Origin of the sequence: Alloalcanivorax profundimaris (assembly GCF_015265435.1) — a bacterium.
Classification (GTDB): Bacteria; Pseudomonadota; Gammaproteobacteria; order Pseudomonadales; family Alcanivoracaceae; genus Alloalcanivorax; species Alloalcanivorax profundimaris.
In genome coordinates this window covers 113,327-140,030 of record NZ_JABJWH010000001.1, presented here as the reverse complement: position 1 = coordinate 140,030, position 26,704 = coordinate 113,327, and the positions used below count along the sequence as shown (strand labels likewise).

Genomic DNA, 26,704 nt, shown 5'->3' with positions numbered 1-26,704 from the left:
ATGCTTCGTCCGGGCTCCCCGGCGTGGCGCGGGCTGGCGCTGTTGTGCTGGGCCATCGGCCTGGCCGGCATCTTCGCCCCCCAGGACACGGTGGCGCCGGTGGCCGTGCTGGGCCCGGACGTGCTCCTGCACGCGGCCGCCCTGGCCGCCATGACCGGCACCGCCCGCCTGGCGTTGCCGGGCCCTTCGCCCGGCGCGTTCTGGACCGCGCTGGTGCTGATCGCGATCAACCTTGAGGTGCTCCAGCACCTGATCCAGCCATCCCGTTTTTTCAGTTATTACGACATGGCCGCCAACCTGGCCGGCGTTGGCCTGGCGGCGGTGTCACTGGCGCCGCTCGCGCGGCGTTTGGGCTCCACCGATAAATAAAAAATCTTTTCTCTTTTCTGGGGTGTGTTATGCAACTGATCGACCTTCTCGAGGGCGTCACGTTCATTCGTGTGTCCTTTAATGGCGCCGTCTTTGAACGCTGGCTGGGTAACATCAAACAACAGCCCGCGCTCATGGCCCTCACCGACGCCTGCCTGCGCCACGCCGCCGCGGAGCTCGCCGCCCCCGACTGCGGCTGCCGCGCCACCACGCCGCTGGCGCGCTATCCCACCACCTGTTGCGTGGCGCTGGTCCGCTCCCACATCCTGCTCGCCGAGCTCGACCTCGGCGTGCCCTACCTGAACACCCAGGCCGCCCGCTACCGGCGCGAAGCCGCCACCGACATCGAAGAGGCCTTCACCGACTGGCGCCGCGAGCGCGCCGCCGCCGGCCTCGACACCCTCACCGGCTGGTGCGCCGCCCTCCACCAGGTCGTGCTGACCCTCCCATGCCACGACTTCCCTGTCAGCCGCATCCTCGACAAGGACCTGGCCATCCTCAAACGCATCAACGAGCTCGCCACCTGACCCTCCGGATACCACGGTAGGAGCGACCGGGCGGCGCTCCGCTTCAGTCGCGATAATCCGCACCTTTATGCCTAATGTCATGTTTATAACATGAAAAACTTGTCGATTTGGCCCGGTGATCATAAAATGACCAGTTCTGGAGGTGGTCCATGAGTAGCATTCAATCCCAGATTCGAGAGCAGGTGTCCCTGGCGCCGGAGGGGCGCGTCTTCGGTTATGACGCGTTGCCTTCCTATCGGCAGGCGCCGGTGGCGGTGGTCAAGGCGATAAGCCGTTTGGTCGAGGCCGGCCAGTTGAAGCGGCTTAGAAAGGGGCAGTTCTACAAACCCCGCCGGGGCGTGCTGGGTGAGGTCCCTCTCAAGGATTCCGAGAAGCTGAGGCCGTTTCTGTACCGCGCTGGCCACCGGGTCGGCTATATCACAGGCCTGAGTTTGTATAACCGTCTGGGTTTGACCACCCAGTTGCCCAGGGTGGTGACCCTGGCCCATGGCGGTTCCGCCAATAGCATGGAGTTGAAAACCTTTTCCGTGCGTATGATTACCGCTAGGGCGCCGGTTTTGGAATGCAATGTGCCCGCGCTGGAGTTGCTTGATGCGCTAAAGGATATTCGGCGCATTCCGGACACCACGCCGCAGGTGGTGCTTGAGCAACTGATGGCGCGGATCGACAAGCTCGACAATTCCGGAACGAGCCGCCTGATCGATCTGGCCGTCGATTACTATCCGCCGATGGTGAGGGCGTTACTGGGTTTGATACTGGAGACCGGAGGATGGGCCGGGTTTCAACGCCTGGAGGCGTCTCTGAACCCGGTCACCCGCTACAAGGTGCCGCTCGATCCCGAGGTCTGGCCTTTATCGCGAAAATGGAGGTTTGGGTGAAACTGCATCAAGACAGGGACGTCTTTGAAGAGCTGGTTCTGGCAACCGCCGATGGTATGGGGTTGCCTCAGGCTTACGTTGAGAAAGATTACTGGGTTACCAAGGTTCTCGGTAATCTTGCGTCATCCGAGCACCATGAAAATTTCGTGTTCAAAGGCGGAACCTCTCTCTCAAAGGTTCATGGCCTCATTCATCGTTTCTCCGAGGATGTCGATCTGGCGGTGTGTCAGCCTGAGGGCGGTAGCGCACGCCTGAGAAGGCAGCTCAAGGCGGTGGAGGCGGAGATCACGAAAGACCTCACTTACCTACCGGATCACCCGGGGGAATCGAAGCACGGAAGGTTTCGTAAAACGTTCTACGAATACCCTCGTCTGGATGGTAACGCATCGCTGGGACCCGCATCCGACGAGTTACTCTTGGAAATCAACGCAATGGCCACGCCAGAGCCAAACTCGAAAGGGCGGGTAGAATCCCTGGTGGCGGGCCATCTTTCAGTCTCCGGTAACGGTGATCTTGTCAATCGGTACGAGCTGGAGTCTTTTCAACTGAAAGTGTTGGACGTGAACCGGACAGCTGCCGAGAAGGTCATCGCTCTGGTGCGGGCGAGTCGAGAGGGGGAGGACGACAGGTACCTCAGGTCCAGGATTCGACATGTTTATGATCTCTGCATGATTTTCCGCCACAGCGAGCACGCGGCCTATTTGGAGAATGAGGGCTTCAGGGAGATGCTAAGGGCCGTGTGTGATGCTGACAGAAAGGTTTTCCCGCAAGCCTCCGAGTGGCTTGACCCGCCGCTCCACGAAGCCGACCTCTTCGCGGATCCAAGCGCTACCTGGCCTCGTGTATCGGATGAATTCCAGGGAAGGTTCGCTCAGCTGGTGTACGCGGGCGAGCTCCCGACCTCGGATGAGGTCATTGATTTGCTGTCGCGTCTGGCGCGCATTCTCGAATCTCTTTAAACGGGCCGTAAAAACAAGATGCAGTGCCCTCACACCGGGTCATCAAGGTAAACGTCTTAATAGGCCAGGCTGACAGCTAATAGAAGCCGAGGTAGCCACGGTAGAAGCGACCGGGCGGCGCTCCGCTTCAGTCGCGATCGGCCTCTAAGTCGCCGCTATTGATCGGGCGCGTCATCCGTAAGCGCCACGCAATCCTGAATCGGCAGAAAGAGCCGTAGCCCGTCGTCTTCAAGTCCGATGAAGCCGTATTTCGTATAGAACGCGGCGGCCCGTTGGTCCTTCGCATCGACCACCAGGCCGCCTATGGCGGTGAACCGGCGGGCGATAAGGGCCGCGTCCCTGATGGTTGAAACAAGAGCCAGTTCGCCGAAGCCGCGTCCCCGGACGCTCAGATCGGTGGCGAGTCGCGCCATTCTCAGAAAGGGCACGGGGTGGGGGTACGCTTTCCAGGCTTTTACGCCGGGCGGCGGCATGATTTCACAGGGGGCGGTGGAGTAGTACGCGAGTATGGACGAAGGCTGGTCGGCGCCGACCAGCACCGTGGTGCGCACGAGGTGCCGCTCGTCCTGGCGGCGAGCGGTTTTCCGGATAAAGGTATTCAGTGCCTCGACGCCGCAGTCAAAGCCGGCGCGATCGTGCTCCCTGCTAAGTTGTTGCTTCCTGATCCGGGTCATCCACTACATCCTTATAGTGTCGTGCCGCCCGCCGTAGTTCGGGCAAGTCCCGTGCCGGTCGGTCCAGGGCCGTCATCATATGCTCGAAGGCTTCGCGGCTTGTGTTGATCCGTATTGCTTGCTCGGTGACTTCGGTGGCGCGCGCCAGGGCCGCGTCCAGCAGAAACTGCGAGACGGTGGCGCCTTGCAATTCCGCCGCCTCCGCGATCCGGCGATGGATCTCGGGTTTGGCGCGTGCTACCAGCCGTTTCTCTTTTTCCGTGGTGGCCATGCGACACCTCTATCGTGATGGCTCGATTAACTTGGTGCCAATATGGCACAAACCTGCCTGATCCTCAATATTGGTGCCAGATTGGCACCTGCCATACGGTGCGTGCCGCCCCTGCCTGATAACCTTTCTTGTTGCGATTCGTTTTTCTTTTATTGGTCCAATAACCCTTTGAATTCATTGAAAAATTTTGGCTTTGGGCTGGTAAGTGGCGGGCCGTGAGGGCATACTGCCCGGGTTTTCGGCTATCCGTGATTCAGGAGTGTTCCATGAAAGGTCATCCGGACGTGATCGAGTGCTTGCGGGATCTGCTGCGGGGTGAGCTGGCCGCCCGGGACCAGTACTTCCTGCATTCGCGTCAGTACGAGGATCAGGGCTACCAGCGCCTGTACGAGCGCATCAACCATGAGATGCAGGAAGAGACGGAGCACGCGGACGCGATCCTGCGCCGGTTGCTGTTCCTGGAGGGCGAGCCGGACATGACGCCCCACGCGATCCATCCGGGCCGCACGCTCATGGAGATGCTGGAGTCGGATTTGCGCCTGGAGTACGAGGTGCGCGAGAACCTGGCCAACGCCATCGCCCTGTGCGAGTCGGTGCGGGACTACGTGACCCGGGACATGCTGCGCCAGCAGCTTGAGGACACCGAGGAGGATCATACCCACTGGCTGGAGCAGCAGTTGCGGTTGATCAAGCACATTGGTGAGCGGAACTACCGGCAGTCGCAGATTTCCTGAGCGGGATCCGCCGCTGTCCAGGGCCGCCGTAGGAGCGGCTTCAGCCGCGAAAGCCGCGCAGCGGCAGCGGCCCACCGCGTTGATCGCAACGCCAAGAAAAAGGCGCCCCCGAGGGGGCGCCTTTTTTGGTTCGACACGATGGAGAATATCGGTCGATGTGTGCCGGCGGTGCTCCCTTCCCTGAGGAGTCATGGACGCTCGACCTCAAGAGCCTGCCGGGCCGGCGGCCGGGCCGCAATTGATAAAGGGAAATAATTTGTATACCGGATGTTTCCCTATCCATATGTTCACGCATTCTCACGGGCTTTACGGTACAGTGCCGACGATGTCGAGAGGTGGGCCCGGACGGGGCGGAGGCCAGGATTTCTGGCTCCTAATTGACCCATAGCAAGGGCTTATGAATGTAACAAGCGTTATGCATTGGTTAACGTATGTACAATTCTTGCTCGATTCTGTAGGCTCTCGATCTGTGAGTGAAATGTGAGATATATCACACTTTTTTCACTGTACCTGGCTGGCGGACTGAAAACGCGATGACGAAACAATACGACGAACAGGACGGTTTCAGGAGGAAAACGGGGGAAAGGGATTTCAACATCAGACCGGTCGGCGGTCGCGCTTCCCAGCCGGAACGCGCGGCGCCCCGGGCATCCGGATGGACTTTGCTGGATCAAGTGGCCGGCGGCGAGAGTGGGGATTCCGCGCCGCGCCCGCAGATTCAGGTCCGCGAGGAGCCGGCGCCCTTGGCGATGCCGGCTCAGCAGGCCGCCGCCGAGCCGGCGCGGCCCCGGTTTCGCTCATTGCTCTCCGGAGCGGCGGCGGAGCCTTCGCGGGAAACGGTGGAAGACGCTTACAATGGTACGCCCTTGAAAGCGCTGCTGCGGCGTATCGCCGAGCGGCAAGCCGTTAATCGTCCGTCCGGGTTTGATGCATGGCGCTGATTTCCGTTGATTCACCCAAGGGTGGCGTTGGTAAAACCACCTGCGCCGCCAACCTGGCTTACGGCATTCGCCGTCTCGGCTACCGGGTCGCGGTCATTGACTTCGATCCGCAGAACGCCCTGCGTCTGCATTTCGGGGTGCCGCTGAGCGAGAGTGCCGGCTATGTGCATTCCGCCGTGGACCGGGATGACTGGCGTCCGTTGGCCCGCACCGTGGGCGACGGCATCCAGTTGCTGGCCTATGGCGAGGTGCCGCGTTTCGAGCGCCAGGTGTTCGACCGCGCCCTGGAAGAGCCCGGGTTCCTCAACCGCCCGTTGGCCTCGCTGGCGTCCACGCCGGGCACGGTGGTGATCGCGGACCTGCCGCCGGGGGATTCCAGCGCCCTGTGGGCGGTGAGCCGGCTGGCGGATTTGCGCATTACCGTCTTGCTGGCCGATTCCGCCTCTCTGTCGTTGCTGCCCAGGGTGGAAAGCGGGGATTTCTTTCCGGAGGACGTTCCCGCCGGCAGCCGCCATGGTTTCATCCTTAATCAGGTGGACCCCAGGCAACGTTTGAATACGGAAATCACGGAATTCATGGAACAGCGCCACGGTTCGGAGCTCTTCGGCGAGATCCACCGTGATGAAGCTTTTCCCGAAGCCAACGCCCGGCAGCGGTCGGTGTTCGAACAGGCGCCCCATTGCCGTGGCGCCGCCGACTTCAAAAAGTGCGTGAACCGGGTACTACAACAATTGGCGGAGATCGGCGGCACCGCGGTGGAGGTGCCGGGCGGCGCTTCTTGAGGGACTTTAATGGCGACGATTTCGGAGCAGCGGGGGGGACTCCTCCGCGGGCGCATCATGCTTGTGTTGGCGGTTTTGCTCGCCATTCCACCTTTGCTTCTGTTCATCACCACGCCCATGGATGCCCAGCACCAGATGGTGCTCGGCTTCGCCGGCGCCATCCTGGCGATTGTCGCCCACCGGCTTAGCAACCCGGGCTCGCGGCGCGCCTCCCTGGGGCTGATCCTGCTCTCCATGGTGGTGTCCACCCGCTACCTTTATTGGCGCATTACCGAGACCCTGGTGTTCCAGACCGGCTTTGAGTACGTGTTGGGTTACGGGCTGTTCGTCGCCGAGTTGTACGCCTGGACCATCATGTTCTTCGGTTACATCCAGACGCTGCATCCGCTGGAGCGGACCATCGTGCCGATGCCGGAGAACCTGGCGGACTGGCCCACCGTGGACGTTTACATCCCCACCTACAACGAGGATCTGTCGGTGGTGATGGACACGGTGCTGGCCGCCCAGGAACTGGAGTACCCGGCGGACAAGATGAACATCTATCTGCTCGACGACGGTGGCCGCCAGGCGTTCGCCGCCTTCGCCGCCCGGGCCGGGGTGGGCTACATCGCCCGGGAGGAGCACAACCACGCCAAGGCCGGCAACCTGAACCACGCCATGGGGCTCACCGACGGCGAGCTGATCTGCGTGTTCGACTGCGACCACATTCCCACCACCGGCTTCCTGCAGAGCACCGTGGGCTCTTTCTGCGCGGACCCGGGGCTGTCCATGCTGCAGACCCCGCACTACTTCTATTCCCAGGATCCCTACGAGCGCAATCTGGCGGTGGGTGCCGGCCTGCCCCGGGAGGGCGAGCTGTTCTACGGCCCGGTGCAGAAGGGCAACGATTTCTGGAACGCCACCTTCTTCTGCGGCTCCTGCGCGGTGATCCGCCGGGCCGCCCTGGACGAGGTGGACGGCTTCGCCGTGGAAACCGTGACCGAGGACGCCCACACGGCGTTGAAGATGCAGCGCAAGGGGTGGCGCACGGCGTTCCTGGGGCTGCCGCTGGCCGCCGGCCTGGCCACCGAGCGGCTGTCGCTGCACATCGGCCAGCGGGCGCGCTGGGCGCGGGGCATGACGCAGATCATGCGCCTGGACAACCCGCTGTTCGGGCGCGGCCTGACCCTGCCCCAGCGGCTGTGCTACCTGAACGCCATGCTGCATTTCATGTTCCCTCTGCCGAGGGTGGTGTTCCTGACCGCGCCACTGGCCTATCTGCTGATTGGCCAGAACATCATCGCCTCCTCGGCGCAGATGATCCTGGCCTACGCGCTGCCGCACCTGTTCCATGCCGTCTATACCAACTCCCGGCTCAACGGCCGGTACCGGCATACCCTGTGGGGCGAGATCTACGAATCGTCGCTGTGCTTCCATCTGGTGAAGCCGACCCTGGTGACCTTCTTCAACCCCCGGCGTGGCAAGTTCAACGTGACCGAAAAAGGCGGCCTGCTCAACGAGACCTTCTTCGACGTGGACCCGGTGAAACCGCACCTGGTGGTGGCGTTCATGCTGCTCGCCGGGCTCGGCTGGGGCGTGGTGCGGCTGTTCTGGCACGAATACTACGGCGTGCAGCCGGACGTCATGGCGCTGAACCTGTTCTGGGGCGGTTTCAGCCTGTTCATTCTGCTGGCCACCATCGCCGTGGCCCGGGAACGCCGCCAGGTGCGAAGCTCGGTGCGCGTGAACCTGGATCTGCCGGCCACCTTGTACATGGTGGAGGGCCACACCCTGGCCACGCGCACCGTGGACATCTCCATGACCGGGGCGCGGGTGCGCAACCCGGGCGGCGAGCTGCCGGACCACGCGGTGGAGTTTCTGGAAGTGGGCATGAACGGCCGCACCGTGCTGCTGCCGGCGGAGACCATGGGCGGCGACCGCCGCTACATCCGCCTGCGTTTGAGTGAGCTGGACATCAAGCAGCGTCGCCAGCTGGTGCGCATCGTCATGGGCCGGGCGGACGCCTGGCTGAAGGATGGCGAACGCCGCCAGGATCACCCCCTGAAAGCGTTCTGGCCGGTGCTGCGCTGTGTGATGGGCCTGTTCCTGCCGGACTTCATGTCCCGGGACGCGGAAGAGCGCGAGGCCAACCGGGTGTTCCATCAGGGCAAGTTGTGGCGCTGGATCATGCCCATCGCCATGCTGTTCCTGGTGGCGGTGCTGACGCTGCTGGCGGTGCGTCCGGCCCTGGCCCAGGCCGAGGTGGCGGCGGTGCCGGAAAGCGTGGCGGTGCGGCCGCTGCCCTCGGCGGCCAAGGAAATGACCCTCACGCAACTGGGCCAGCCCAATGGCCTGAGCCTCTCCGGCGATGGCGCCCAGGCCGGGGTCGGGGTGTCGCTGCCGGTGGATGAGGTGGTGGTGGGCGCGCGCATGACCCTGCGGCTGCGCCACGACCCGGCGCTGGCCAACGGCAATGGCGAGCTGGTCGTGAATATGAACGGCGAGCCGGTGCAGCGCCTGATCCTGCGCGAGGGCGACGGTGAGATTCACGAGTACGAGTTCGCGATCAATCCCTCCTTGCTGCTGGACCACAACCGGCTCGGTTTCCGGCTGTTCGGGGTCACCGACCAGACCTGCCCGAACCCCCTGGACCCGCGGGTGCGCGCCGAAGTATTGCCCGACAGCACCCTGCATCTGGCGGTGGAGAACCTGCCCCTGGCCGACCGTCTGGATCTGCTGCCGGTGCCGTTGTTCGACCCCAAGGCCTCCGGCCCGGTGAACGTGAACCTGGCGCTGCCCAGCCCCGACGACCGGGATCAGGTGCTGGCCGCCGCCCTGGTGGCGTCCTGGGTAGGGTCCCGCAATGAATACCGGCCAATGAGCTGGTCGGTGGACAAGCAGCTGCCGGACGGACACGCGGTGGTGTTCACCACCAATGACGACCCGTTGCCGGGGCTGGCGCCGGTGCCGATCCCGGAGCCGGCCATTCGCATGGTGGACAACCCCAATGGTCGCGGCAAGCTGCTGGTGATCGAGGCGCCGGACAGTGCCGGCCTGGTGCAGGCGGCGCGTTACCTGATTCATCCGAAAACGCCGCCCCATGGCCGGCGCATGGTGGCGGAGCCGGTGTCCTCGCCGGTGAGCCGGCCCTATGACGCGCCGCGCTGGAACGCCGGCGACGCCGTGCCTCTGCGGCTGGGCGATCTGGTGTCGCCGGACCAGTTGCGGGTCAATGGCATTACCCCCGCGTTGATCCGGGTGCCGTTCCGGGTGGCGCCGGATCTGGATTTGTGGCCCGGCGACACGGTGCCACTGCGCATTCGCTACCGGTTCCCGGACGGCGAATGGCTGGACGCCGATAAATCGCGCCTGGACGTGGCCCTGAATGGCCAGTATCTGGGCTCGCTGCCAGTGACCCGGCGCGGTCTGTTCGAGCATCTCTGGGGCCTGGTGGCCGGGCCGCTGCGTCAGGAACAGGCGGTGCTGCCGGTCCCGCCGTCGTTGATCCACGGGCAGAACGAACTGACCTTCTATTTCAACCTGCGCTATCACTTCGAGGATCCGTGCAACGTGACCCTGCCCACGGACGTGGTCAGCCAGGTGTACCCGGATTCCACCCTGGATCTCACCGAGACCTGGCACCTGGCGGAAGTGCCGGAGCTGCGGCCCTTCCTGGCCGCCGGCTACCCGTTCACGGTGCGCGCGGATCTTTCGGAAAGCGCCCTGGTGCTGCCGAAGAAGCCGTCCCTGCCGACCCTGGATGGCGCCTTTACGTTGCTGTCCCGGTTCGCCGAGGCCACCGGGGTGGCCGGCGACAAGCTGGCGGTGGCCCTGGGCCGCGACCAGTTGCGCGGGGTGGCGGAGCGGCACTGGCTGGCGCTGACGCCTCTGGAGGACCCGCTGGCCGGGGCGCTGCTGCAGCCGCCGTACTACTTTTATGAAGGGCGTCTGCGGGTGCGCGCGCCGGGCCTGTGGCAGCGGCTCAAACTGTGGGCCCTGTACGGCGACAACCTGGAACGCGACGAGGCCGATCGGGCGCTGAGCAGCCGCTCCCGGGTGCAGGCGGTGATCGCCGACCACTCGCCGCTCAACGACCAGCGCCAGATGGTGCTGCTGGCCACCAACCAGGAAAGCTCGACGGCGGCGCTGGCGGCGGACCTGGCCGACCAGCGGGTGCGCGCCGAGCTGGGGGAGGACCTGTCGCTGGTGGACGACAAGGACGAGATCCGCAACTTCCGCATCAATCCGGTGAGCCCGGACAGTGACAACAACCTAAGCACAATGGTGCGCTGGGTACTGGGCCAGCGGCCGGACATCCTGCTGATTTGCGCGTTGTTCGTCCTGGTTCTGATCGCCGGCACCATGGTGCCTTTGTTGCGCGCCCGGGCGGCGCGGCGCCTGAACGAACACGGGGAACGGAAAAAGCGATGAAAGCGAAGCGCTTCAATGGATGGCTGGCGGCCGGCCTGCTCGGCTCGGCGCTGCTGGCGCCGGTGGCGCCGGTCCTGGCCCAGGAAACCGACGCCTCGGTGCAGCGGCTGCTCGATCAGGCGGAGTTCTGGCGCGGCAACAACCGCCCGGATCTGGCCGCGGACACCCTGCAGCGGGTGCTCAACGCGGACCCGGACAACCCGGCGGCGCTCTATCAGATGGCGATGCTGGAGATGGACCGCGACCCGGCCGCCGCGCAACGCTACGCCGACCGTCTGCGCCGGGTGGCCCCGGACAGTGACTACGCGCGCCGCCTGGCCGAGCGCAACCGCCGCCAGGGGCTGGATTCGGACCTGCTGCGTGAAGCCCGGCGGCTGGCCGCCGCCGGCAACCCGAAGGGCGCCGTGGCCCGCTACGAGGAACTGTTCGGCGATCGCCCGCCGCCGGGGGACCTGGCGCTGGAGTACTACCAGACCCTGGCCGGCGTGGACGGCCGCCGGGACGAAGCCCGGCGCGGCCTGGAAAAGCTCGCCGAGGCGCGCCCCGGCGACCGCGCCGTGTCCCTGGCCCTGGGCAAGGTGCTTACCTATGAAGGCGCCACCCGCCGGCAGGGCATCGAGCGCCTGCGCGGTCTTTGGGAAAACAACCCGGACAAGGAGGTGGCCGCCGCCTGGCGCCAGGCCGTGCTGTGGTTGCCGGACCAGCCCGCCAGCGTGGCGCCGCTGCGCGCTTACCTGGAGCGCTTCCCGGACGACAATGGCGTCAAGGCCAAGCTGGTCCAGGCCAACGACCAGGCCACCGCCGAGCGCGGCCGTGGCTACCAGGCCCTGGACGCGGGCCGCGCCGGCAGCGCGGAGAAGGCGTTCCGCGCCGCCCTCAAGGACAACCCCAACGACGCCGACGCCATGGCCGGCCTGGGCCTGGCGCAATTGCGCCGGGAACAATTCGCCGACGCCGAGCGCTCCCTAGACCGCGCCATCAAAATGAATCCGGCCAAGGCCGGCGACTGGCGGCCGGCGCTGCAAAGCGCCCGTTTCTATGGCCGCCTGGCCTCGGCCCGCGCCGCCTACCAGGCCGGTAACCTGGACCAGGCGTTCCAGGCGGTGCGGCCGCTCACCGAGGTGTCCGGCAATCAGGGCCGCGACGCCAAGCTGCTGCAGGGCGACATCCTGCTCGCCCAGGACCGGCCCCAGGTGGCGGAAACCCTCTATCGCGGCCTGCTGGTGGAGCGCCCGGCGCTGACCCAGGCCCGCGCCGGCCTGGTGCGAGCGCTGCTCGCCCAGGGCCGCTACGACGAAGCGGACGAAGTGTTCGCCCAGTTGCCGGCCTCCGCCCGCGAGGACCTGGCCTACCTGCGCCAGCAGCGGGTGGACGCCCTGCGTACCCGGGGCGAGGAACTGATCGCCGGCGGCCGCCCCGGCGCCGGCGAATCCGCCCTGCGCGAAGCCATGGCGGTGGCCCCGGACGATCCCTGGACGCGCCTGTCCCTGGCGCGCTTCTACGACGACCAGGGCCAACCGCGCCGGGCCCGCGCCCTGATCGAGCCGCTGCTGGAGGGCAACCCGAGCGCCGACGACCTGCGCGTGGTGGCCCTGCTGGCGGAGAAACAACGGCGCTGGGAAGACGCCGAAGCCCTGCTGGGCCGGATTCCCGCCGGCCAGCGCGACGACGCCATCGACGCCCTGGCGGACCGGGTGCGCGCCGGTGCCCGGGTGGCGCGCCTGCGCCGGGTGCTCTCCGAAGGGGATTCCTGGCAGGTGGAAAACGCCCTGGACGACCTCTACCGCAACCCGCCCCAGGACCCCCAGGAGCTGGGCCAGGTGGCCACCCTGTTGGTGGACCAGGGCGAAGAGGGCCTGGCCCTGGCGCTGGTGCGCCGGGACCTGGACCTGCACCTCAACGAGAGCGACGCCGTGGAGCCGTTCCTGAACCACGCCTCGGTACTCTCGCGGACCGGCAACCAGCGCGAAGCGCGGCGCCTGATGGCGCTGCTCGACCGGCGCGCCGCCGACAACCGCCAGGCCCGGGTGGCGCTGGGCAACACCCGCGACCAGTTGCTGCTGGACCAGGTGGTGGCCCTGCGCGACGACGGCGAGCTGGCCCAGGCCTACGACGTGCTGGTGGCGGAGCTGGAACGGCGTCCCCAGGAGCCGGCGCTGCTCCACGAGCTGGGCAGCCTGTACCTGGAAGGCAAGCGCTACCAGGACGCGCGCCGGGTGTTCGAATGGCAGCTGGAGCGCGACCCCAATGACCTGGTTGCCCGCCGGGGCGCCGTGGCCTCCGCCCTGGGCGCCGGCGACGCGGACCGCGCCGAGGAACTGCTGCGCCAGGTGGCGCCCCTGGAGGACGGCGAACTGCTGCTGCTGGCGGCGCGTACCGCCGAGGCCCAGGGCGACAAACGCCAGGCCCTGAAATTCGCCGAGCAGGCGGAAAACGCCGAGCGTGGCGACAGCCCGGTGATCGCCGGGGTGGTGAACCCGTTCCGCGGCGCCGGCCAGTCCCGGGACGATGGCCGCTGGGCGGCGTTCGGCGGTGGCGGCGACGACGACAAGGGCGCCGGTGTCTGGCTGCCCGGGCAGACCGAAACCGCCGGCCGCTGGCAGCCCGACGGCGAGGCCCGCGCCTACCTGAATCGCTCCTACGATTCCGGGCCGGTGACGCCGACCCCGGCCAGCCCCTACCAGGGCGGCCGCGACGAGCAGTGGGCCGGCGACTGGCGGCGCCCGGACGAAGTGGCGCGCATGGGTGATTACCGCTCCGGTGGCGGCGGCACCTCCGCCCGCGCCGCCGCCCGCCAGGCCGCGCCCACGCCGCCGCCCAGCCGCGAGCGGCTGGTGCGCATCGACGACCTGCAGGGCGACCTGCGCCGGGCGTTGTCGCCGAAGGGGCAGGGCGGTTTGTCGCTACGCTTCCGGGACGGCGAATCCGGCCTGAGCGAGCTCACCGAGGTGCGCGGCGACATCGGCCTGTCCGGGGTACCGTTCGGCGGCGGCCGCTTCACCGCCACCGCCTCGCCGGTGTACCTGAACGCCGGCACCCTGAGCGAGGACGGCGGCCGCCGCTTCGGCTCCACCGGCGCCACCTCCGCCGCCGCCGAGGCGGTGGTGGAGCAGCTTAGCGGCGTGGGCGACCTGATCGACGAAATCGACGAATTCGCCGATCAGGTGGACGCCACCCAGGGCGCGTTCGATACCGCCGAGGCCCAGCGCGACGCCGCGCAAACCAGCGTCACCACCGCCCAGGCCAACCTGGCCGACGCCCAGCAGGATTTGCTCGACGCGGAAGATCCCACCGACGAGGAACTGGCGGCCCTGGAAGCGGCGGTGGACACCCGCCAGACCCAGCTCAATCAGGCCGAGGAAACCTTCAACCAGCGGCAGAACCAACTTGATCAGGCGGAGAACGCCCTGGCCAACGCCGAGGACGTGTTCGATACCAACGTGGACCGCAACGTGCTGTTCGAATCCGGCATCGACCTGGATGCCCTCAACGCGGATCAGCGCCAGTTCGTCAACGAGTACCTGGAGCGGGAATTCGGCTCCAGCGACTTCTCCCTGGCGGCGGACAACGTGGCCGACTACCGGGCACGCAGCGCCGCCGTGCGCCAACTGGTCAACGACGTGGCCGCCCGCGCCGGCGCCTACCAGCGCGCCGCCGCCTCCGGCAACCAGACCGATTCCGGTCTGGCGGTGGCGTTCGGCTACCAGGAGGGCAGCTTCGGCGCCGACATCGGCAGCACCCCCTACGGCTTCGAGGTCACCAACCTGGTGGGCGGCGTGACCTGGGCTCCGGAAGTGGCGCCCAACACCCGCTTCCGGGTCACCGCCCAGCGCCGCGCGGTCAAGGACAGCCTGCTGTCCTACGCCGGCGTCGAGGACCCGGCCACCGGCGACCGCTGGGGCGGCGTCACCCGCACCGGCGCCGAGCTGGGCCTGGCCTTCGACAACGGCGACGTGGGCACCTACGGCGACCTGGGCTTCTACAGCTACCAGGGCCACAACGTGGACGACAACCAGGAAGCGTCGTTCAACCTGGGCGCCTACGTGAAGCCGATCAACCAGCGCTGGCGCGAGCTGCAGACCGGCGTGCACCTGAACTACCGCAGCTTTGACGAGAACCGGGGACAGTTCACCTACGGCCACGGCGGCTACTTCAGCCCGCAGGACTATGTGAGCCTGGCCTTCCCCATCACCTACCAGGAAAGCTATAACAAGGTGACCTGGAACGCCCGTGTGTCACCGGGCTTCCAGAGCTACAGCGTGGAAGAAGCGCCGTATTTCCCAACGTTGAGGGGGCAGCAGCAGTGGTTGGATATACTGGCCGACGCCGGCGTCGCACCTGCGTCGTACTACGAAGCCGAGAGCGAGAGCGGCTTCGGGCTGAATCTGGGCGCGGGCCTGGACTATCAGTTGTCGCCGGCGTTCAGCCTGGGCACCAGCCTCGGGTACGATACGTTCGGGGATTACTCGGAAACGTCAGCGATGATCAACCTGCTTTACACCATGGAGCCCTGATCATGGATAAGAAGAGCGCCCACCAGGCGCGCAGCCTGGAGTACTACCGGGGGCGGCAGTTCAGCGGCCAGTGGCGGCTGTTCATGACGGCCCTGGTGGAGGAGCTCAACGCCAGCGCTGGCAGCGAGGAAATGCTGGCGTTCTTCGGCCACCTGGGCGCCAAGATCGCTTCGGATCTGCCCATCGACGAGCAGGACACCCTGGAAGGGCTGGAAGCGGCGGTGAACCGCCGCTGGCGTGAGCTCGACTGGGGCTGGTGCCAGTTCTACGCGGAATCGGACATGATCGTGATCGCCCACGATGCCTGGCCGCGCCTGGACGGCGCGGCCAAGGATACCTGGGCCGCCGCGCTGGCGGCGCTGCTGGCCGGGGCCTACAACGCCTGGCTGCGGGACCAGGGCGGGGACGGCGCCGTGCAGGTACAGGTACTCAAGGCCAACTCGGAAGGGCCGCTGGAATTCTGTTATGGCTGTTGACGATGGTGACGTTGCGAGAGCGCCACTGGCCGCTTTCCTCTGCGCGCTGGTCGGGCTGGCACTGAGCCTGGCCGCACCGGCCGCCGCCGCCACCGACCCGGGCTGGCGAACCTATCAAGACCGCTTCATTACCCGCGAAGGCCGGGTGGTGGACACCGGCAACGGCAACATCAGCCACACCGAAGGGCAGGGCTGGGGCATGCTGATGGCGGTGTACTTCGATGACCCGGACCGCTTCGACGCCCTCTACGACTGGACCCGCGAGCATCTGCGCCGCAAGGTGGACGGCCTCTACACCTGGCGCTTCGACCCCGGCGCCGACCCGGCCGCCATGGACCCCAACAACGCCACCGACGGCGACCTGCTGATCGCCTGGGCCCTGGAGCTGGCGGGGCGCCACTGGGAGCGCCCCCGCTACCGGCTCGACTCCGAACGCCTGCGCGAGGCGATCCGCCGCCACCTGATCATCGAATACGGCGGCTACCAGGTGCTGCTGCCCGGGCGCACCGGCTTCCAGCACGACGGTTACGTCAACCTGAATCCCTCCTATTATGTGATGCCGGCGCTGGACTGCTTCGCGCGGCTGGACCCGGGCGGTCCCTGGCGGCGTTTGATGTACGATGGCATCCGTCTGATCGAGCTGGCCCGCAAGGGCGGCCGCAAACTGCCGCCGGACTGGGTGCGCCTGGATCAGCAGGGCGCGCTCAGCCTGGCGGAGCAATGGCCGCCGCGCTTCGGCTTCGAAGCGGTGCGCGTGCCGTTGTATTTTTACTGGATGGGGCTCGGTGACGTGGCCCTGCTGGATGGCGTGCGCCGTTTCTGGATGCGCCCCCGGCCGCCGGCCTGGGTCGATCTGGAAACCGGTGAAAGCGCCGATTTTCCGCTTTCCCGGGGTGGGCTGGCGGTGCGCGCGCTGATGCTTGGCAACGGCGATTCGATTCCGCTGGCGCCGCAACCGGACGACGATTACTACAGCGCCTCGCTGTTGATGCTCAGCCGCATGGCGTTCCAGCCGGCGCCGCTGCGAGGCGTCCTGGAGCGTAAAAAACTGTAATTAGGCCGGGAGGCGCGACTTCGGTTCGGAACGCCGGGCGGCTCTCCTGGTTCCATAATGGGGAAAGGGGGCACGGGGCCCCGCGTTTTTGTTGCAAAGGAGTCTTCATGGTCAGGAAAGCGGTTATTCCGGTGGCCGGGTTTGGAACCCGCATGCTGCCGGCCTCCAAGTCGATCCCGAAGGAAATGCTGCCGATCGTGGATCGGCCCGCCATTGATTACGTGGTGGAGGAGGCGGTCAACGCCGGCATTACCGAGATCATCCTGGTCAGCCACGCCAGCAAGACCGCCATCGAGAATTTCTTCGACGGCCATCCGGAGCTGGAAGCCCAGCTCGAAGCCAAGGGCAAGACCGACCTGCTGGAAACCGTGAGCAAGCCGCTACCCGAGGGCGTGCAGGTGATCAGCGTGCGCCAGGGGCCGCCCCTGGGCCTGGGCCACGCGGTGTGGCAGGCACGCAACGCGGTGGCCGGCGAGCCGTTCGTGGTGATCCTGCCGGACGTGCTGGTGGACGACGACGGCCGTGGCAATGATCTGGCCAACATGATCCGCCGTTTCGACGACGGCGGCGCCGCCCAGATCATGGTGGAGAAGGTGCCCGACGAGCTGGTGCACAAGTACGGCATCGCCGACCTGGACGGCGCGCCACCGGCGGCCGGCGACAGCGCGCCGATGCGCGGCGTGGTGGAAAAGCCGGCCCGCGAGGACGCGCCCTCCAACCTGTCCGTGGTGGGCCGCTATGTGCTGCCGCCGGGGGTCATGGACCTGCTGGCGAACACGCCGCCGGGCGCCGGCGACGAGATCCAGCTCACCGACGCCCTGGCCACGCTGATCCAGCAGGCGCCGGTGGAGGCCTACGCCATGCTGGGGCGCACCTTTGATTGCGGCAGCAAGGAAGGCTATCTGGAAGCGATTCTGCATTACGCGCTCAAGCACCCGGAGATCGGTGGCGCCGCCCGCGATCTGATCGCACAGGCGAATCGCGGCTAAAGCGGAACGCATTGCAAAGGAGCCATAAATGCGTATCGACATGTTCGGCGACACCCTGTGCGCCATGGTCACCGCCGCCGCCTTCGCGCAAAGCGGCCACCGGGTGCGCTGGTGGCTGCCGCCGGGCCGGGTGGCCCGGGCCCTGGACGATGGCCGGGTGCTCTACCAGGAACCGGGGCTGGCGGAACTGGTTACCGCCCAGCGCCGCGCCGGGCGGCTGGACTGCCGCACCGACGAACCGGGCCTGGCCGACCCCAATGGCGAACCGGCGGTGAGCGAACCGGCGCCGGTGGTGTGCCTGGCCCTGCAGCCCGGCGACCAGGATCGCGCCGGCCACCTGGCGGACTGGGCCGGGCGCGGCGGCGCGCGCCTTCTGATCAACCAGAGCGTGTTCCCGGTGGGCAGCACCGAGGAACTGCAGGCGCGGCTGCGCGAGCAGGGCGCCGCTACCCCGGTGGTGTGCTTGCCCGACACCTTGCAGGAAGGCATGGCGCTGTCGTCCTTCACCCGCCCCCATCATCTGCTGCTGGGCTGCGATGATCGCGAGGCGGAAGTGCTGATGCGCGAAATCCTGCGCCCCTACAACCGGCGCCGGGACGTGTTGCAGGTGATGCAACCCCGCGAGGCGGAATTCACCAAGGTGGCGATCAGCGGCATGCTCGCTACCCGGCTTAGCTACATGAACGACATGGCGCTGCTGGCCGAGGAACTGGGCGTGGACATCGATGTGATTCGCCAGGGCGTGGGCTCCGACCCGCGCATCGGCGAAGCTTATCTGTACGCCGGTTGCGGGTTCGGCGGGCCGGGCTTCAGCCGCGACGTGATGAACCTTACCGACACTCTGCGCCGGCGCCGGGTGGGCGCTGAGTTGCTCGAGCAGGTGCTGCAGATCAACGAGCGCCAGAAGGAAGTACTGTTCCGTAAGTTCTGGCGTCATTACGAAGGCGAGGTGGACCGGCGCCGGGTGACCCTGTGGGGCGCCGCCTTCAAGCCCGGTTCCGATCGGGTGGACAACGGTCCGGCGTTGCGTCTGATCGAGGCGCTCTGGGCCCAGGGCGTGGACGTGCACGTGCACGACCCCCTGGCGCTGCCGGAGCTGGCCGCCTGGGCCCGGGACAAAGGCACCCTGACCCTGCACGACGACCCCTACGATGCCGCCCGGGACAGTGACGCCATGATGCTGGTCACTGAATGGAAGGCCTACTGGGGCCCGGATTGGGATGACCTCAAGGCGGCCATGCGCACGCCCCTGATCCTGGACGGCCGCAACATCTACGACCCGGCGTACGTGACGCGCCAGGGCTTCACCTACTACGGCATCGGGAGAAGCTGATGAACGCCTTCCCCTCGCACCAACTGCCCCTGCACGACGCCGACGCCGAGCGGGATGCCGACCAGGCCCTGCGCGAGCACGCCGGCCAGGCCCGCCACTGGCACCTGGCGGATCTGTTCGCCGGCGACCCGGAGCGCTTCCAGCGCCTGAGCCTGAGTGCCTGCGGTCTGCTCGCCGATTTCAGCAAGCAGCGACTCGACCCCGCCACCCTGGATAAATTGCGTGGTCTGGCCACCGCCCGCGGACTGGATGCCTGGATGCGCTGCCTGTTCGAGGGCGGTGAGGTGAACTGGACCGAGGGCCGCGCCGCCATGCACTGGCGCCTGCGTGAGCCGGACCGTGCCGAGGGCGAGGACGATCCGGTGCGCGACCAGCTGGCGCGCATGGAGCGCATGGTCACGCGAATTCTGTCCGGCCAGTGGCGCGGTTGCGAAGGCGATGCCATCACCGACGTGGTCAACATGGGCGTGGGCGGCTCCGACCTGGGGCCGCTGATGGCCTCGGTGGCGCTCCACGAGCACCGGCCGGACCGGGGCAAGCGCCCGCGCTTGCATTTCGTGTCGTCCATGGATGGCAGCCAGATCGCGCCGCTGCTCGACGAACTCAACCCGGCCACCACCCTGATCGTGCTGTCCTCGAAATCCTTCACCACCGTGGACACTCTCAGCAACGCGGCCACCGCTCGCTACTGGCTGGAGCAGGCGTTCCCGGACCGCAACGGCGCCGTGCTGCGCTGCCACTTCATCGGTGTGTCCGCCATGCCCGAGCGTATGAGCGAGTGGGGCATCCACGAGGACAACCAGCTGCTGTTCTGGGAATGGGTGGGCGGCCGCTATTCGCTGTGGTCCACCATCGGCCTGCCGATCGCGTTGACCATCGGCATGGACGGTTTTCGCGAGTTGCTGGCCGGCGCCCACGACCTGGACCGGCACTTCCGCGAGGCGCCCTGGGAGGCCAACCTGCCGGTGCTCATGGGCCTGATCGACGTGTGGAACCTGAACTACCTGGACATCACCGCCCGCGCGGTGCTGCCCTACGACGGTCGCCTCAAGCACTGGCCGGCGTACGTGGAGCAGCTGGAGATGGAATCCAACGGCAAGTCCGTGGACCGGGACGGCGAGCTGGTGGACTACCATACCTGCCCGGTGATCTGGGGCGAGGTGGGGCCGAACGCCCAGCACGCTTTCTATCAGCTGCTGCACCAGGGCACCCAGCCGGTGGCCTGTGAGTTCATCGCCGCCGCCCGCCATGGCCGCAATGGCAACAGCGCCGAACTGCAGCCCCTGGAGGAGCAGCACACCCTGACCCTGGCCAACTGCCTGGCGCAATCGCGCCTGCTGGCCCTGGGCGACCGGGCCCTGGAGGAGGGCGGCGACACCCCGGCCTACAAGCGCTACCGGGGCAACCAGCCCAGCACCACCCTCCTTATGGACGAACTGACGCCGTATCACCTGGGCGCGCTGGTGGCGCTCTACGAGCACAAGGTGTTCGTGCAGGCGGTGCTGTGGGGCATCAACCCTTTCGACCAGTGGGGTGTGGAAATGGGCAAGAAAATCGCCAAGGATATGATCCGGGTACTGGAGAACGGCGAGGGCAGCGACGGCCTGGACGCCTCCACCCGAGCGCTGGCCGGCTACGTCCGCCAACAACAAACCTAAGCCGCTTCGCGGCTCGATTCAGGATTCAGGATGCAGGATACAGGAACAGGGGGGGCACGAAGCCTGCCCTTTCATCCTGTATCCTGCATCCTGCAACGCGCCGTGAAGCGGCGCCTGATAAAAGGATTTGCTAATGAGCACCGAACTGTCCGATACCCTGTTCCGCGCCTACGACATCCGCGGCATCTACGAGGACACCCTCACCGTGGACGCGGCGCGGCTGATCGGCCTGGCCATCGGCTCGGAAGTGCGCGCCAAGGGCGGCGACACCGTGGCGGTGGGCCGCGATGGCCGATTGTCCTCGCCGGCGCTGGTGGACGGCCTCGCCAAGGGTCTGCAGGCGAGCGGCTGCAACGTGGTGGAAGTGGGCCTGGTGCCCACCCCGGTGCTGTACTTCGCCACCCATCATTACCACGACGCCGACTCCGGCGTGATGGTCACCGGCAGCCACAATCCGCCGGACTACAACGGCTTCAAGGTCGTCATTCAGGGCACCGCCCTGTCCGGCGACGCCATCCAGGCGCTCAAGACCCGCATCCAGCAGGGCGACTTCAGCGAAGGGGAGGGCAGCCGCGAGCAACGGGACGTGCTGCCCGCCTACCTGAACGCGGTGCAGCGCCGTCACCAGCTGGCGCGGCCGCTGAAGGTGGTGGTGGACTGCGGCAACGGCGCCGCCGGCGTCACCGCCCCGGAAGCGCTGATGCTGCTCGGCTGCGACGTGGTGCCCCTGTACGCGGACGTGGACGGCACCTTCCCCAACCATCATCCGGACCCGGGCGACATCGAGACCCTCAAGGATCTGATCGCCACCGTCCGCGAGGAAAACGCCGATCTGGGCCTGGCCTTCGACGGCGACGGCGACCGACTCGGCGTGGTGCTCCCCGACGGCGAGGTGGTCTACCCGGACATCCTGCTCATGGCCCTGGCCGAGGACCTGGTTTCCCGGGTACCCGGCGCCAAGGTGATCTTCGACGTGAAATGCACCGGTGAACTGTTCGACGTGATCAGGAAGGCCGGCGGCGAGCCGGAAATGTGGCGCACCGGCCACTCGCTGATCAAGGCGCGCATGAAGGAAACCGGCGCCCTGCTGGCCGGTGAGATGAGCGGCCACATCTTCTTCGCCGAGGACTGGTACGGCTTCGACGACGCCACCCTGGCGGCGGCCCGGCTGCTGGGTATTCTCAGCCGCCATGACGGCGACGCGGTGAGCTTCTTCCAGCGCTTCCCCAGGCTGCACTCCACCCCGGAGATCCAGATCCAGGTCACCGAGGAGAACAAGTTCGCCATCATCGAGTACCTGCAGGAACACGCCGACCTGGGCGACGGCGAGCGCCGCGTGATCGACGGCATTCGCATGGACTACGCCGACGGCTGGGGCCTGTGTCGCGCTTCCAACACCTCGCCGAAGCTGGTGACCCGCTACGAAGCCCGCGACGACGCCACCCTGGCGCGCATCCGCCAGCGCTTCGAAGCCGCCATCGAGCAGGCCATTCAGGCCGTCGGCTGAGCCCACCGCTGCCACCTCCCTATCGCGACTGAAGCGGAACGCCGCCCGGTCGCTCCTACAGCGGTCTTTGATGCTGTAGGAGCGACTTCAGTCGCGATCCGCACCAATCCCTAATCCATGGCACACCCCATCGGGATTTTGCTATCCTCGAAACCAAGCAAGCGCTTGGTTTATGGCGCGCCCCATCCAGCCCCCCCCGATTCAAGAACAAGGAGTGACCGTGGCCGACCTGTCCTACTTCAATGAAACCCACGGCATGGTGCGCGACACCGTGCGCAAGTTCGTGGAACGCGAGATCCTTCCCCAGGTGAACGACTGGGAGGAGGCCGGCACCTTCCCCCGGGAGCTGTACAAGAAGGCGGCGGACGCCGGCATCCTCGGCATCGGCGCCCCGGAACGCTGGGGCGGCAGCGGCGAGGACGTGTTCATGAAGGTGGCCGCCTGCGAGGAAATCACCCGCTGCACTTCCGGCGGCGTGGGCGCCAGCCTGGGCTCCCTGGACATCGGCCTGCCGCCGGTGTGGAAGTGGGGCTCCGAGGCCCTGCAGGAACGGGTGGTGCCGGCGGTGCTGGCCGGTGACCAGATCGCCGCCCTGGCGATCACCGAGCCCGGCGGCGGCTCCGACGTGGCCAACCTGCGCACCAAGGCCACCCGTGACGGCGACCACTATGTGGTGAACGGCGCCAAGACCTTCATCACCAGCGGCGTGCGCGCGGACTACTACACGGTGGCGGTACGCACCGGCGACGCCGGCTTCGGCGGCGTCTCCCTGCTACTGGTCGAGAAGGGCACCCCGGGCTTCACCGTGGGCCGGGAGCTGAAGAAGATGGGCTGGTGGGCGTCCGACACCGCCGAACTGTATTTCGAGGACTGCCGGGTGCCGGCGGAAAACCTGATCGGCCCGGAGAACGGCGGCTTCTACTGCATCATGAGCAACTTCCAGATGGAGCGGCTGATCCTGGCGGTGACCGCCAACATGACCGCCCAGGTGGCCCTGGAGGAAGCCATGGCCTACGCCAAGGAACGCCAGGCCTTCGGGCGGCCCATTGCCGGCTTTCAGGTGACCCGCCACAAGCTGGCGGAAATGGCCACCCAGGTGGCGGTGAGCCGGGAATTCACCTACCGCACCGCGGCGCGCATCGCCAACGGCGAGGACTGCGTGCTGGACGTGTCCATGGCCAAGAACCAGGCCACCCAGTGCGCCGACCGGGTCACCTGGGACGCGGTGCAGATCTTCGGCGGCGCCGGCTACATGCGCGGCACCGTGGTGGAGCGGCTGTTCCGCGACAACCGCATCCTCTCCATCGGCGGCGGCACCTACGAGATCATGAACGAGGTGATCGCCAAGCGGCTGGGGCTCTAGCTAGCGTCAGCCGGCGGTGCACTCGGCCCGGGCGCTGTTGAGCTTGCAGCGGATCTTGCGCAGCAGGTCGAGCATGTCCGGGTCGTAGTAGCCTTCGTTGCGCAACTGATCCCGGGCGTCCTGCATCATCACTTCGTATTCGCGCTTGTCGTCGTCCGGGATGTCCACCCACCACTTGGAGTCCACCTGGCTGGATTCGCGCTCCAGTTGCTCCAGCACCTGGTCCAGGTTGTTGTAGAAGTACTCCCGGGATTTCTGCGCGATCTCCGCTGGGAAGCGGTCTTCCTTGCCCACCAGCTGGATGGAAAGCTGCAACAGCGGGTAGTCGATGATGCCGCCGTCGGGCTGCAGGCCCTTGTAGAGCTCCAGCACGTTGTAGGCCACCAGGGGCGCGGCGATCACGTCCACGGAGCCGTTGTTGAACTTGCCGGCGAAGTTGGTGATGTCCGAGGGCACCGGGGTGGCGCCGGCGGCGGCCACCATCTTGGCCTGGGTGGGGTCGAAATCCAGCACCGCCACCTTCTTGCCGGCGGCCTTGGCCAGGGTGTTGATGTCGCGGTCGTTGACGAACAGGTAGGCGGCGCCGATGGGGGCGATGCCGATTACCTCGTAGGAGTTGGCGGTGAGTTGCCCGGCGCGGCTCGGGTGGGACAGCACGCGAAGGGCCAGCTTCATGTGCTCCATGGAGGGCAGGGCGCCAATGGAATCCAGGGTGCCGGCGTACTTGTTGAACTGGCGGGCGCGCAGGCCGGTGATCAGGGAGGCGTCGCACTGGCCGGCCTTGAGGTCCTCGGCGGCCACCTGCTCGTTGGTGTAGACGCGCAGATTGGCCTTCAGGCCCCATTTCAGCGCGGCGGTACGCCAGTCCTTCATGGCGGCCATGGTGGGGCCCATCTGGCCGGCGATGTCGAACACGCAGATGTCGCGTTCAATGGGCTCCTGCTGGGCCTGGGCGGCGCCGCCCACGAACAGGGCGGCGGCGGCCAGGAGGGCGCTGAGGCTTTTTGTCATGGTCATGGTCCTTCATCCGGGTCTCTGTCCGGATGGTAGGCGGGTGACGTCAGGACACAAAACCTTGGCGCCCGGGTGCGTGAGCGTTTCGGTCACCTTGATCAGAAACTGTAGTTCTTCAGCCGGTTGGCCTGCTGCCGGTAAAGCGTCACCGGATCGGTGCTCCACAGGTCGTGCAGGCCCAGCACCTGATTGACCTCGTCCAGGTGATTCATGCGGTAGTCGTCACGGATCACCATGCCCAGGTGGCTGGAGCAACTGCTCACCAGGCCGTCGTTGGGCTCGCCCAGGAACACGATGGAGGTGGCCGCCAGGAACGGATCGGACGGGTCCAGGCCGTTGGTGAGCGTCTTGGCGCCGCTCCAGGAGAAGTAGGAGACACCGTTGCTGGCCACCCGTGGCGCGTCGCCGCAGTATTCGGCGGGCATGCCCTCCGGGTATTGCTGGTTGAAGGCGACGGTCTCGGCGGTGGTCAGGGCCTTGAGCGCGGCCAGGATGTCCTGTTCGTTGCCGCCGCCGGAGAACAGGTCGATGACCCCGGCCAGGGCGTTGCCCAGGTAGCCGATCAGGTTGCCGGAGAAGGGCACGTTGTCGACCACGCCCTGCAGCACGTCCGCCAGCCGGGCGCCCCAGTTGACGCCGCCGACGCTGGTCACCGAGGCCACGTACCCCGGGTACACCGAGGCCACGTAGCGGGTGGTGGGGCCGCCGTGGCTGTGGCCGATCAGGTTGACCCGGTCGGCGCCGGTGCTGGCGAGGATGGTCTCCACCTGGCGGGCCAGCTGCTCGCCGCGCACGGCGGTGTCCTCGGCGGCGCTCACCTGGGCCACGTAGACTTGCGCGCCGCCCTGGCGCAGCTCCTCGGGAATGCGATACCAGTAATCCACGCCGGCGGCGGTGTCGAAACCGAACAGGCCGTGCACCAGGACGATGGGGTAGCGGGTGGCGGTGTAGTCGGCGAGCGCCTGGGCCGGCACGGACAGCACCGCGAGCATGAGGGCGCCAAGCAGCGCCTGAGCGAGCGTTTTCATAAGCTTCCCTGTTTGTGTTGTTGTTGAAATGTCGGTTATGCGCCAAGGTCCTCTTGGCGGGAACCTTCCCGGAAGCCGGAGGTTCACTGAAAAGAGTAGCGCCGCTCTGGCGGGCATTTCACTAATAAAAAAGTCGTAATCCGATTAGCGGTGATAACAACAAGACGGAGAACAGGGATGAGAATCGGAATCGCGGCGCTGAGCGCGCTGCTGGTGGCGGCCGGGGCGGCCTGGTGGTGGCTCGACGGCGCCGCCGGCGGCCCGGCCCCGGCCCCCGGCGCGGCGCCGTCCGGCCAGGGCGCCGGGCCGGCGTTCCAGGGATCGTCGGACTTCGCCACCTTCGCGGCCCGGGGCGCCAAGCTGGATGGCGAGCCGGCCAGCTGGCGGGGCACCGAACCGGACGGCGAACTGCGGGTGGACGACCATGGGGATCTGGTGGTCACCGAGGGCGTGCGGCGGCGCTTCGATTATTTCCTGTCGGCCCTGGGCGAGGAGGATCTGAACGTGCTGCGCGGTCGGGTGGCGGCCCATCTGGACACCGTGTTGCCGCCCCGGGCGGCCCGCCAGGCGTGGGATTTGTTCGAGCGCTATACTGGCTACCGGGCGGCGCTGCGCGAGCTGGAGAGTCCGGACAACGACACCGCCGCCCTGCGGCGCAGCCTGGAAGAGCGCCAGGGCCTGCGCCGGCGCTGGTTCGACGCCGCCGCCCGGGAGGCGTTCTTCGGTTTCCGGGACCGTTACGACCGTTTTGCCCTGGACCGCCGCGCGGTGCTCGAGGACCCGTCGCTGAGCGCCGCCGAGAAGGCGGCCCGGGTGGAGGAACTGGAGGCCGGCCTGCCGCCGGACGTGCGCGAGATGGTGGCGGCCTCGCGGCGGCCGGTGTCGGTGGCGACGGAGGTGGCGCGTTTGCGCGAGCAGGGCGCGTCCGAGGCGCGGGTGTATCAACTGCGCGAGCGGGAACTGGGCGCCGAGGCGGCGGAACGGCTGGCGGACCTGGACCGGCGGCGGGCCGAATGGCAGCGGCGTTACGATGAGTACCGCGAGCAGCGGCGGGCGATTCTGGACAGCGGGCTGGCGCCGGCGGACCGGGACGCCCAGGTGGAAGCGTTGCGGGCGCGGCTGTTCGACGAACGGGAGCGGCGCCGGGTGGAGGCCCTGGACCGTATTCGGTGACGCCGGGTGATCGCGACTGAAGTCGCTCCTACAGCGTAAATTCGGCTGTA

Annotated in this window: 21 protein-coding genes; 17 read left to right on the top strand and 4 right to left on the bottom strand. The window is 66.9% G+C overall.

Annotation, left to right across the window (positions count from 1 at the left end; translation table 11 throughout):
* The 4 genes from HMJ39_RS00620 to HMJ39_RS00605 all read left to right on the top strand — a co-directional run bounded on the left by HMJ39_RS00620 (position 1) and on the right by HMJ39_RS00605 (position 2,733).
* Positions 1-369 (top strand): hypothetical protein, encoded by a 369-nt coding sequence (locus tag HMJ39_RS00620; protein WP_194295887.1) that lies wholly within the window; start codon positions 1-3, stop codon positions 367-369.
* Between the two features lie 29 nt (positions 370-398).
* A complete protein-coding gene (locus HMJ39_RS00615; RefSeq protein ID WP_194295886.1) occupies positions 399-896 on the top strand; it encodes a hypothetical protein in 498 nt (165 codons plus the stop codon).
* Positions 897-1,045: 149 nt separating this feature from the next.
* Positions 1,046-1,774 carry a DUF6088 family protein gene (locus HMJ39_RS00610; RefSeq protein ID WP_194295885.1) on the top strand — a complete coding sequence of 243 codons (729 nt, stop codon included), beginning with the start codon at positions 1,046-1,048 and terminating at the stop codon, positions 1,772-1,774.
* Positions 1,771-2,733 carry a nucleotidyl transferase AbiEii/AbiGii toxin family protein gene (locus tag HMJ39_RS00605; RefSeq protein ID WP_194295884.1) on the top strand — a complete coding sequence of 321 codons (963 nt, stop codon included), beginning with the start codon at positions 1,771-1,773 and terminating at the stop codon, positions 2,731-2,733. Before HMJ39_RS00610 ends, HMJ39_RS00605 begins: the two co-directional genes overlap by 4 nt.
* A 155-nt stretch (positions 2,734-2,888) precedes the next feature.
* Here HMJ39_RS00605 and HMJ39_RS00600 read toward each other — a convergent pair whose 3' ends face one another.
* Together HMJ39_RS00600 and HMJ39_RS00595 are read right to left on the bottom strand one after the other, a co-directional pair.
* Positions 2,889-3,407, bottom strand: a complete 519-nt coding sequence (locus tag HMJ39_RS00600) for a GNAT family N-acetyltransferase (RefSeq protein ID WP_194295883.1) — start codon at positions 3,405-3,407, stop codon at positions 2,889-2,891.
* Entirely contained in the window at positions 3,379-3,678 is a 300-nt protein-coding gene (locus HMJ39_RS00595; RefSeq protein WP_194295882.1) for a type II toxin-antitoxin system TacA family antitoxin, read from the bottom strand. Before HMJ39_RS00595 ends, HMJ39_RS00600 begins: the two co-directional genes overlap by 29 nt.
* Positions 3,679-3,944: 266 nt before the next feature.
* On the opposite strand from HMJ39_RS00595, the gene bfr reads away from it, so the two are divergent.
* From bfr to HMJ39_RS00535, 12 genes are all read left to right on the top strand, one after another.
* Positions 3,945-4,412, top strand: coding sequence for a bacterioferritin (bfr, locus tag HMJ39_RS00590; RefSeq protein ID WP_161383013.1), 468 nt, complete (start codon positions 3,945-3,947; stop codon positions 4,410-4,412).
* 533 nt (positions 4,413-4,945) lie between these two features.
* The gene (locus HMJ39_RS00585) at positions 4,946-5,353 is read left to right on the top strand and encodes a hypothetical protein (protein ID WP_194295881.1); all 408 of its coding nucleotides are present in this window, start codon (positions 4,946-4,948) and stop codon (positions 5,351-5,353) included.
* Complete coding sequence (gene bcsQ, locus HMJ39_RS00580) at positions 5,344-6,135, top strand: cellulose biosynthesis protein BcsQ (RefSeq protein WP_194295880.1); 792 nt, start codon at positions 5,344-5,346, stop codon at positions 6,133-6,135. Before HMJ39_RS00585 ends, bcsQ begins: the two co-directional genes overlap by 10 nt.
* 57 nt (positions 6,136-6,192) lie before the next feature.
* A complete protein-coding gene (gene bcsA / locus HMJ39_RS00575) occupies positions 6,193-10,545 on the top strand; it encodes a UDP-forming cellulose synthase catalytic subunit (RefSeq protein WP_194295879.1) in 4,353 nt (1,450 codons plus the stop codon).
* On the top strand, positions 10,542-15,059 hold the full coding sequence (locus HMJ39_RS00570; RefSeq protein WP_194295878.1) for a cellulose biosynthesis protein BcsC: 4,518 nt from the start codon (positions 10,542-10,544) through the stop codon (positions 15,057-15,059). Before bcsA ends, HMJ39_RS00570 begins: the two co-directional genes overlap by 4 nt.
* Before the next feature lie 2 nt (positions 15,060-15,061).
* Positions 15,062-15,535 (top strand): cellulose biosynthesis protein BcsD, encoded by a 474-nt coding sequence (gene bcsD, locus HMJ39_RS00565; RefSeq protein WP_194295877.1) that lies wholly within the window; start codon positions 15,062-15,064, stop codon positions 15,533-15,535.
* Positions 15,525-16,589: a glycosyl hydrolase family 8 gene (locus HMJ39_RS00560; RefSeq protein ID WP_194295876.1), complete on the top strand. Its 1,065-nt coding sequence runs from the start codon at positions 15,525-15,527 to the stop codon at positions 16,587-16,589. Before bcsD ends, HMJ39_RS00560 begins: the two co-directional genes overlap by 11 nt.
* Positions 16,590-16,696: 107 nt before the next feature.
* Positions 16,697-17,578 (top strand): UTP--glucose-1-phosphate uridylyltransferase, encoded by an 882-nt coding sequence (locus HMJ39_RS00555; protein ID WP_194295875.1) that lies wholly within the window; start codon positions 16,697-16,699, stop codon positions 17,576-17,578.
* Between the two features lie 28 nt (positions 17,579-17,606).
* Positions 17,607-18,911 (top strand): UDP-glucose dehydrogenase family protein, encoded by a 1,305-nt coding sequence (locus tag HMJ39_RS00550; RefSeq protein ID WP_194295874.1) that lies wholly within the window; start codon positions 17,607-17,609, stop codon positions 18,909-18,911.
* Complete coding sequence (gene pgi / locus HMJ39_RS00545) at positions 18,911-20,569, top strand: glucose-6-phosphate isomerase (protein ID WP_194295873.1); 1,659 nt, start codon at positions 18,911-18,913, stop codon at positions 20,567-20,569. The genes HMJ39_RS00550 and pgi overlap by 1 nt, the downstream gene beginning before the upstream one ends.
* Positions 20,570-20,702: 133 nt before the next feature.
* Entirely contained in the window at positions 20,703-22,076 is a 1,374-nt protein-coding gene (locus HMJ39_RS00540; RefSeq protein ID WP_194295872.1) for a phosphomannomutase/phosphoglucomutase, read from the top strand.
* Positions 22,077-22,296: 220 nt separating this feature from the next.
* Entirely contained in the window at positions 22,297-23,439 is a 1,143-nt protein-coding gene (locus tag HMJ39_RS00535) for an acyl-CoA dehydrogenase family protein (protein WP_323370792.1), read from the top strand.
* 6 nt (positions 23,440-23,445) lie between these two features.
* Here the strand turns inward: HMJ39_RS00535 and HMJ39_RS00530 are convergent, their stop codons facing one another.
* Together HMJ39_RS00530 and HMJ39_RS00525 are read right to left on the bottom strand one after the other, a co-directional pair.
* On the bottom strand, positions 23,446-24,450 hold the full coding sequence (locus tag HMJ39_RS00530; protein ID WP_194295902.1) for a putative solute-binding protein: 1,005 nt from the start codon (positions 24,448-24,450) through the stop codon (positions 23,446-23,448).
* Between the two features lie 101 nt (positions 24,451-24,551).
* A complete protein-coding gene (locus HMJ39_RS00525) occupies positions 24,552-25,481 on the bottom strand; it encodes an esterase/lipase family protein (protein ID WP_194295870.1) in 930 nt (309 codons plus the stop codon).
* Between the two features lie 177 nt (positions 25,482-25,658).
* Here HMJ39_RS00525 and HMJ39_RS00520 point away from each other — a divergent pair, with 177 nt between their 5' ends.
* Positions 25,659-26,654 (top strand): lipase secretion chaperone, encoded by a 996-nt coding sequence (locus tag HMJ39_RS00520; protein WP_194295869.1) that lies wholly within the window; start codon positions 25,659-25,661, stop codon positions 26,652-26,654.
* The last annotated feature ends 50 nt before the right edge of the window (positions 26,655-26,704 follow it).

Excerpts from the sequence above, each read along its gene's own strand:
- HMJ39_RS00620 (WP_194295887.1), top strand. The coding sequence starts at position 1 with ATGCTTCGTCCGGGCTCCCCGGCGTGGCGCGGGCTGGCGCTGTTGTGC.
- HMJ39_RS00615 (WP_194295886.1), top strand. The coding sequence starts at position 399 with ATGCAACTGATCGACCTTCTCGAGGGCGTCACGTTCATTCGTGTGTCC.
- HMJ39_RS00610 (WP_194295885.1), top strand. The coding sequence starts at position 1,046 with ATGAGTAGCATTCAATCCCAGATTCGAGAGCAGGTGTCCCTGGCGCCG.
- HMJ39_RS00600 (WP_194295883.1), bottom strand. The coding sequence starts at position 3,407 with ATGACCCGGATCAGGAAGCAACAACTTAGCAGGGAGCACGATCGCGCC.
- HMJ39_RS00595 (WP_194295882.1), bottom strand. The coding sequence starts at position 3,678 with ATGGCCACCACGGAAAAAGAGAAACGGCTGGTAGCACGCGCCAAACCC.
- bfr (WP_161383013.1), top strand. The coding sequence starts at position 3,945 with ATGAAAGGTCATCCGGACGTGATCGAGTGCTTGCGGGATCTGCTGCGG.
- HMJ39_RS00585 (WP_194295881.1), top strand. The coding sequence starts at position 4,946 with ATGACGAAACAATACGACGAACAGGACGGTTTCAGGAGGAAAACGGGG.
- bcsQ (WP_194295880.1), top strand. The coding sequence starts at position 5,344 with ATGGCGCTGATTTCCGTTGATTCACCCAAGGGTGGCGTTGGTAAAACC.
- bcsA (WP_194295879.1), top strand. The coding sequence starts at position 6,193 with ATGCTTGTGTTGGCGGTTTTGCTCGCCATTCCACCTTTGCTTCTGTTC.
- HMJ39_RS00570 (WP_194295878.1), top strand. The coding sequence starts at position 10,542 with ATGAAAGCGAAGCGCTTCAATGGATGGCTGGCGGCCGGCCTGCTCGGC.
- bcsD (WP_194295877.1), top strand. The coding sequence starts at position 15,062 with ATGGATAAGAAGAGCGCCCACCAGGCGCGCAGCCTGGAGTACTACCGG.
- HMJ39_RS00560 (WP_194295876.1), top strand. The coding sequence starts at position 15,525 with ATGGCTGTTGACGATGGTGACGTTGCGAGAGCGCCACTGGCCGCTTTC.
- HMJ39_RS00555 (WP_194295875.1), top strand. The coding sequence starts at position 16,697 with ATGGTCAGGAAAGCGGTTATTCCGGTGGCCGGGTTTGGAACCCGCATG.
- HMJ39_RS00550 (WP_194295874.1), top strand. The coding sequence starts at position 17,607 with ATGCGTATCGACATGTTCGGCGACACCCTGTGCGCCATGGTCACCGCC.
- pgi (WP_194295873.1), top strand. The coding sequence starts at position 18,911 with ATGAACGCCTTCCCCTCGCACCAACTGCCCCTGCACGACGCCGACGCC.
- HMJ39_RS00540 (WP_194295872.1), top strand. The coding sequence starts at position 20,703 with ATGAGCACCGAACTGTCCGATACCCTGTTCCGCGCCTACGACATCCGC.
- HMJ39_RS00530 (WP_194295902.1), bottom strand. The coding sequence starts at position 24,450 with ATGACAAAAAGCCTCAGCGCCCTCCTGGCCGCCGCCGCCCTGTTCGTG.
- HMJ39_RS00525 (WP_194295870.1), bottom strand. The coding sequence starts at position 25,481 with ATGAAAACGCTCGCTCAGGCGCTGCTTGGCGCCCTCATGCTCGCGGTG.
- HMJ39_RS00520 (WP_194295869.1), top strand. The coding sequence starts at position 25,659 with ATGAGAATCGGAATCGCGGCGCTGAGCGCGCTGCTGGTGGCGGCCGGG.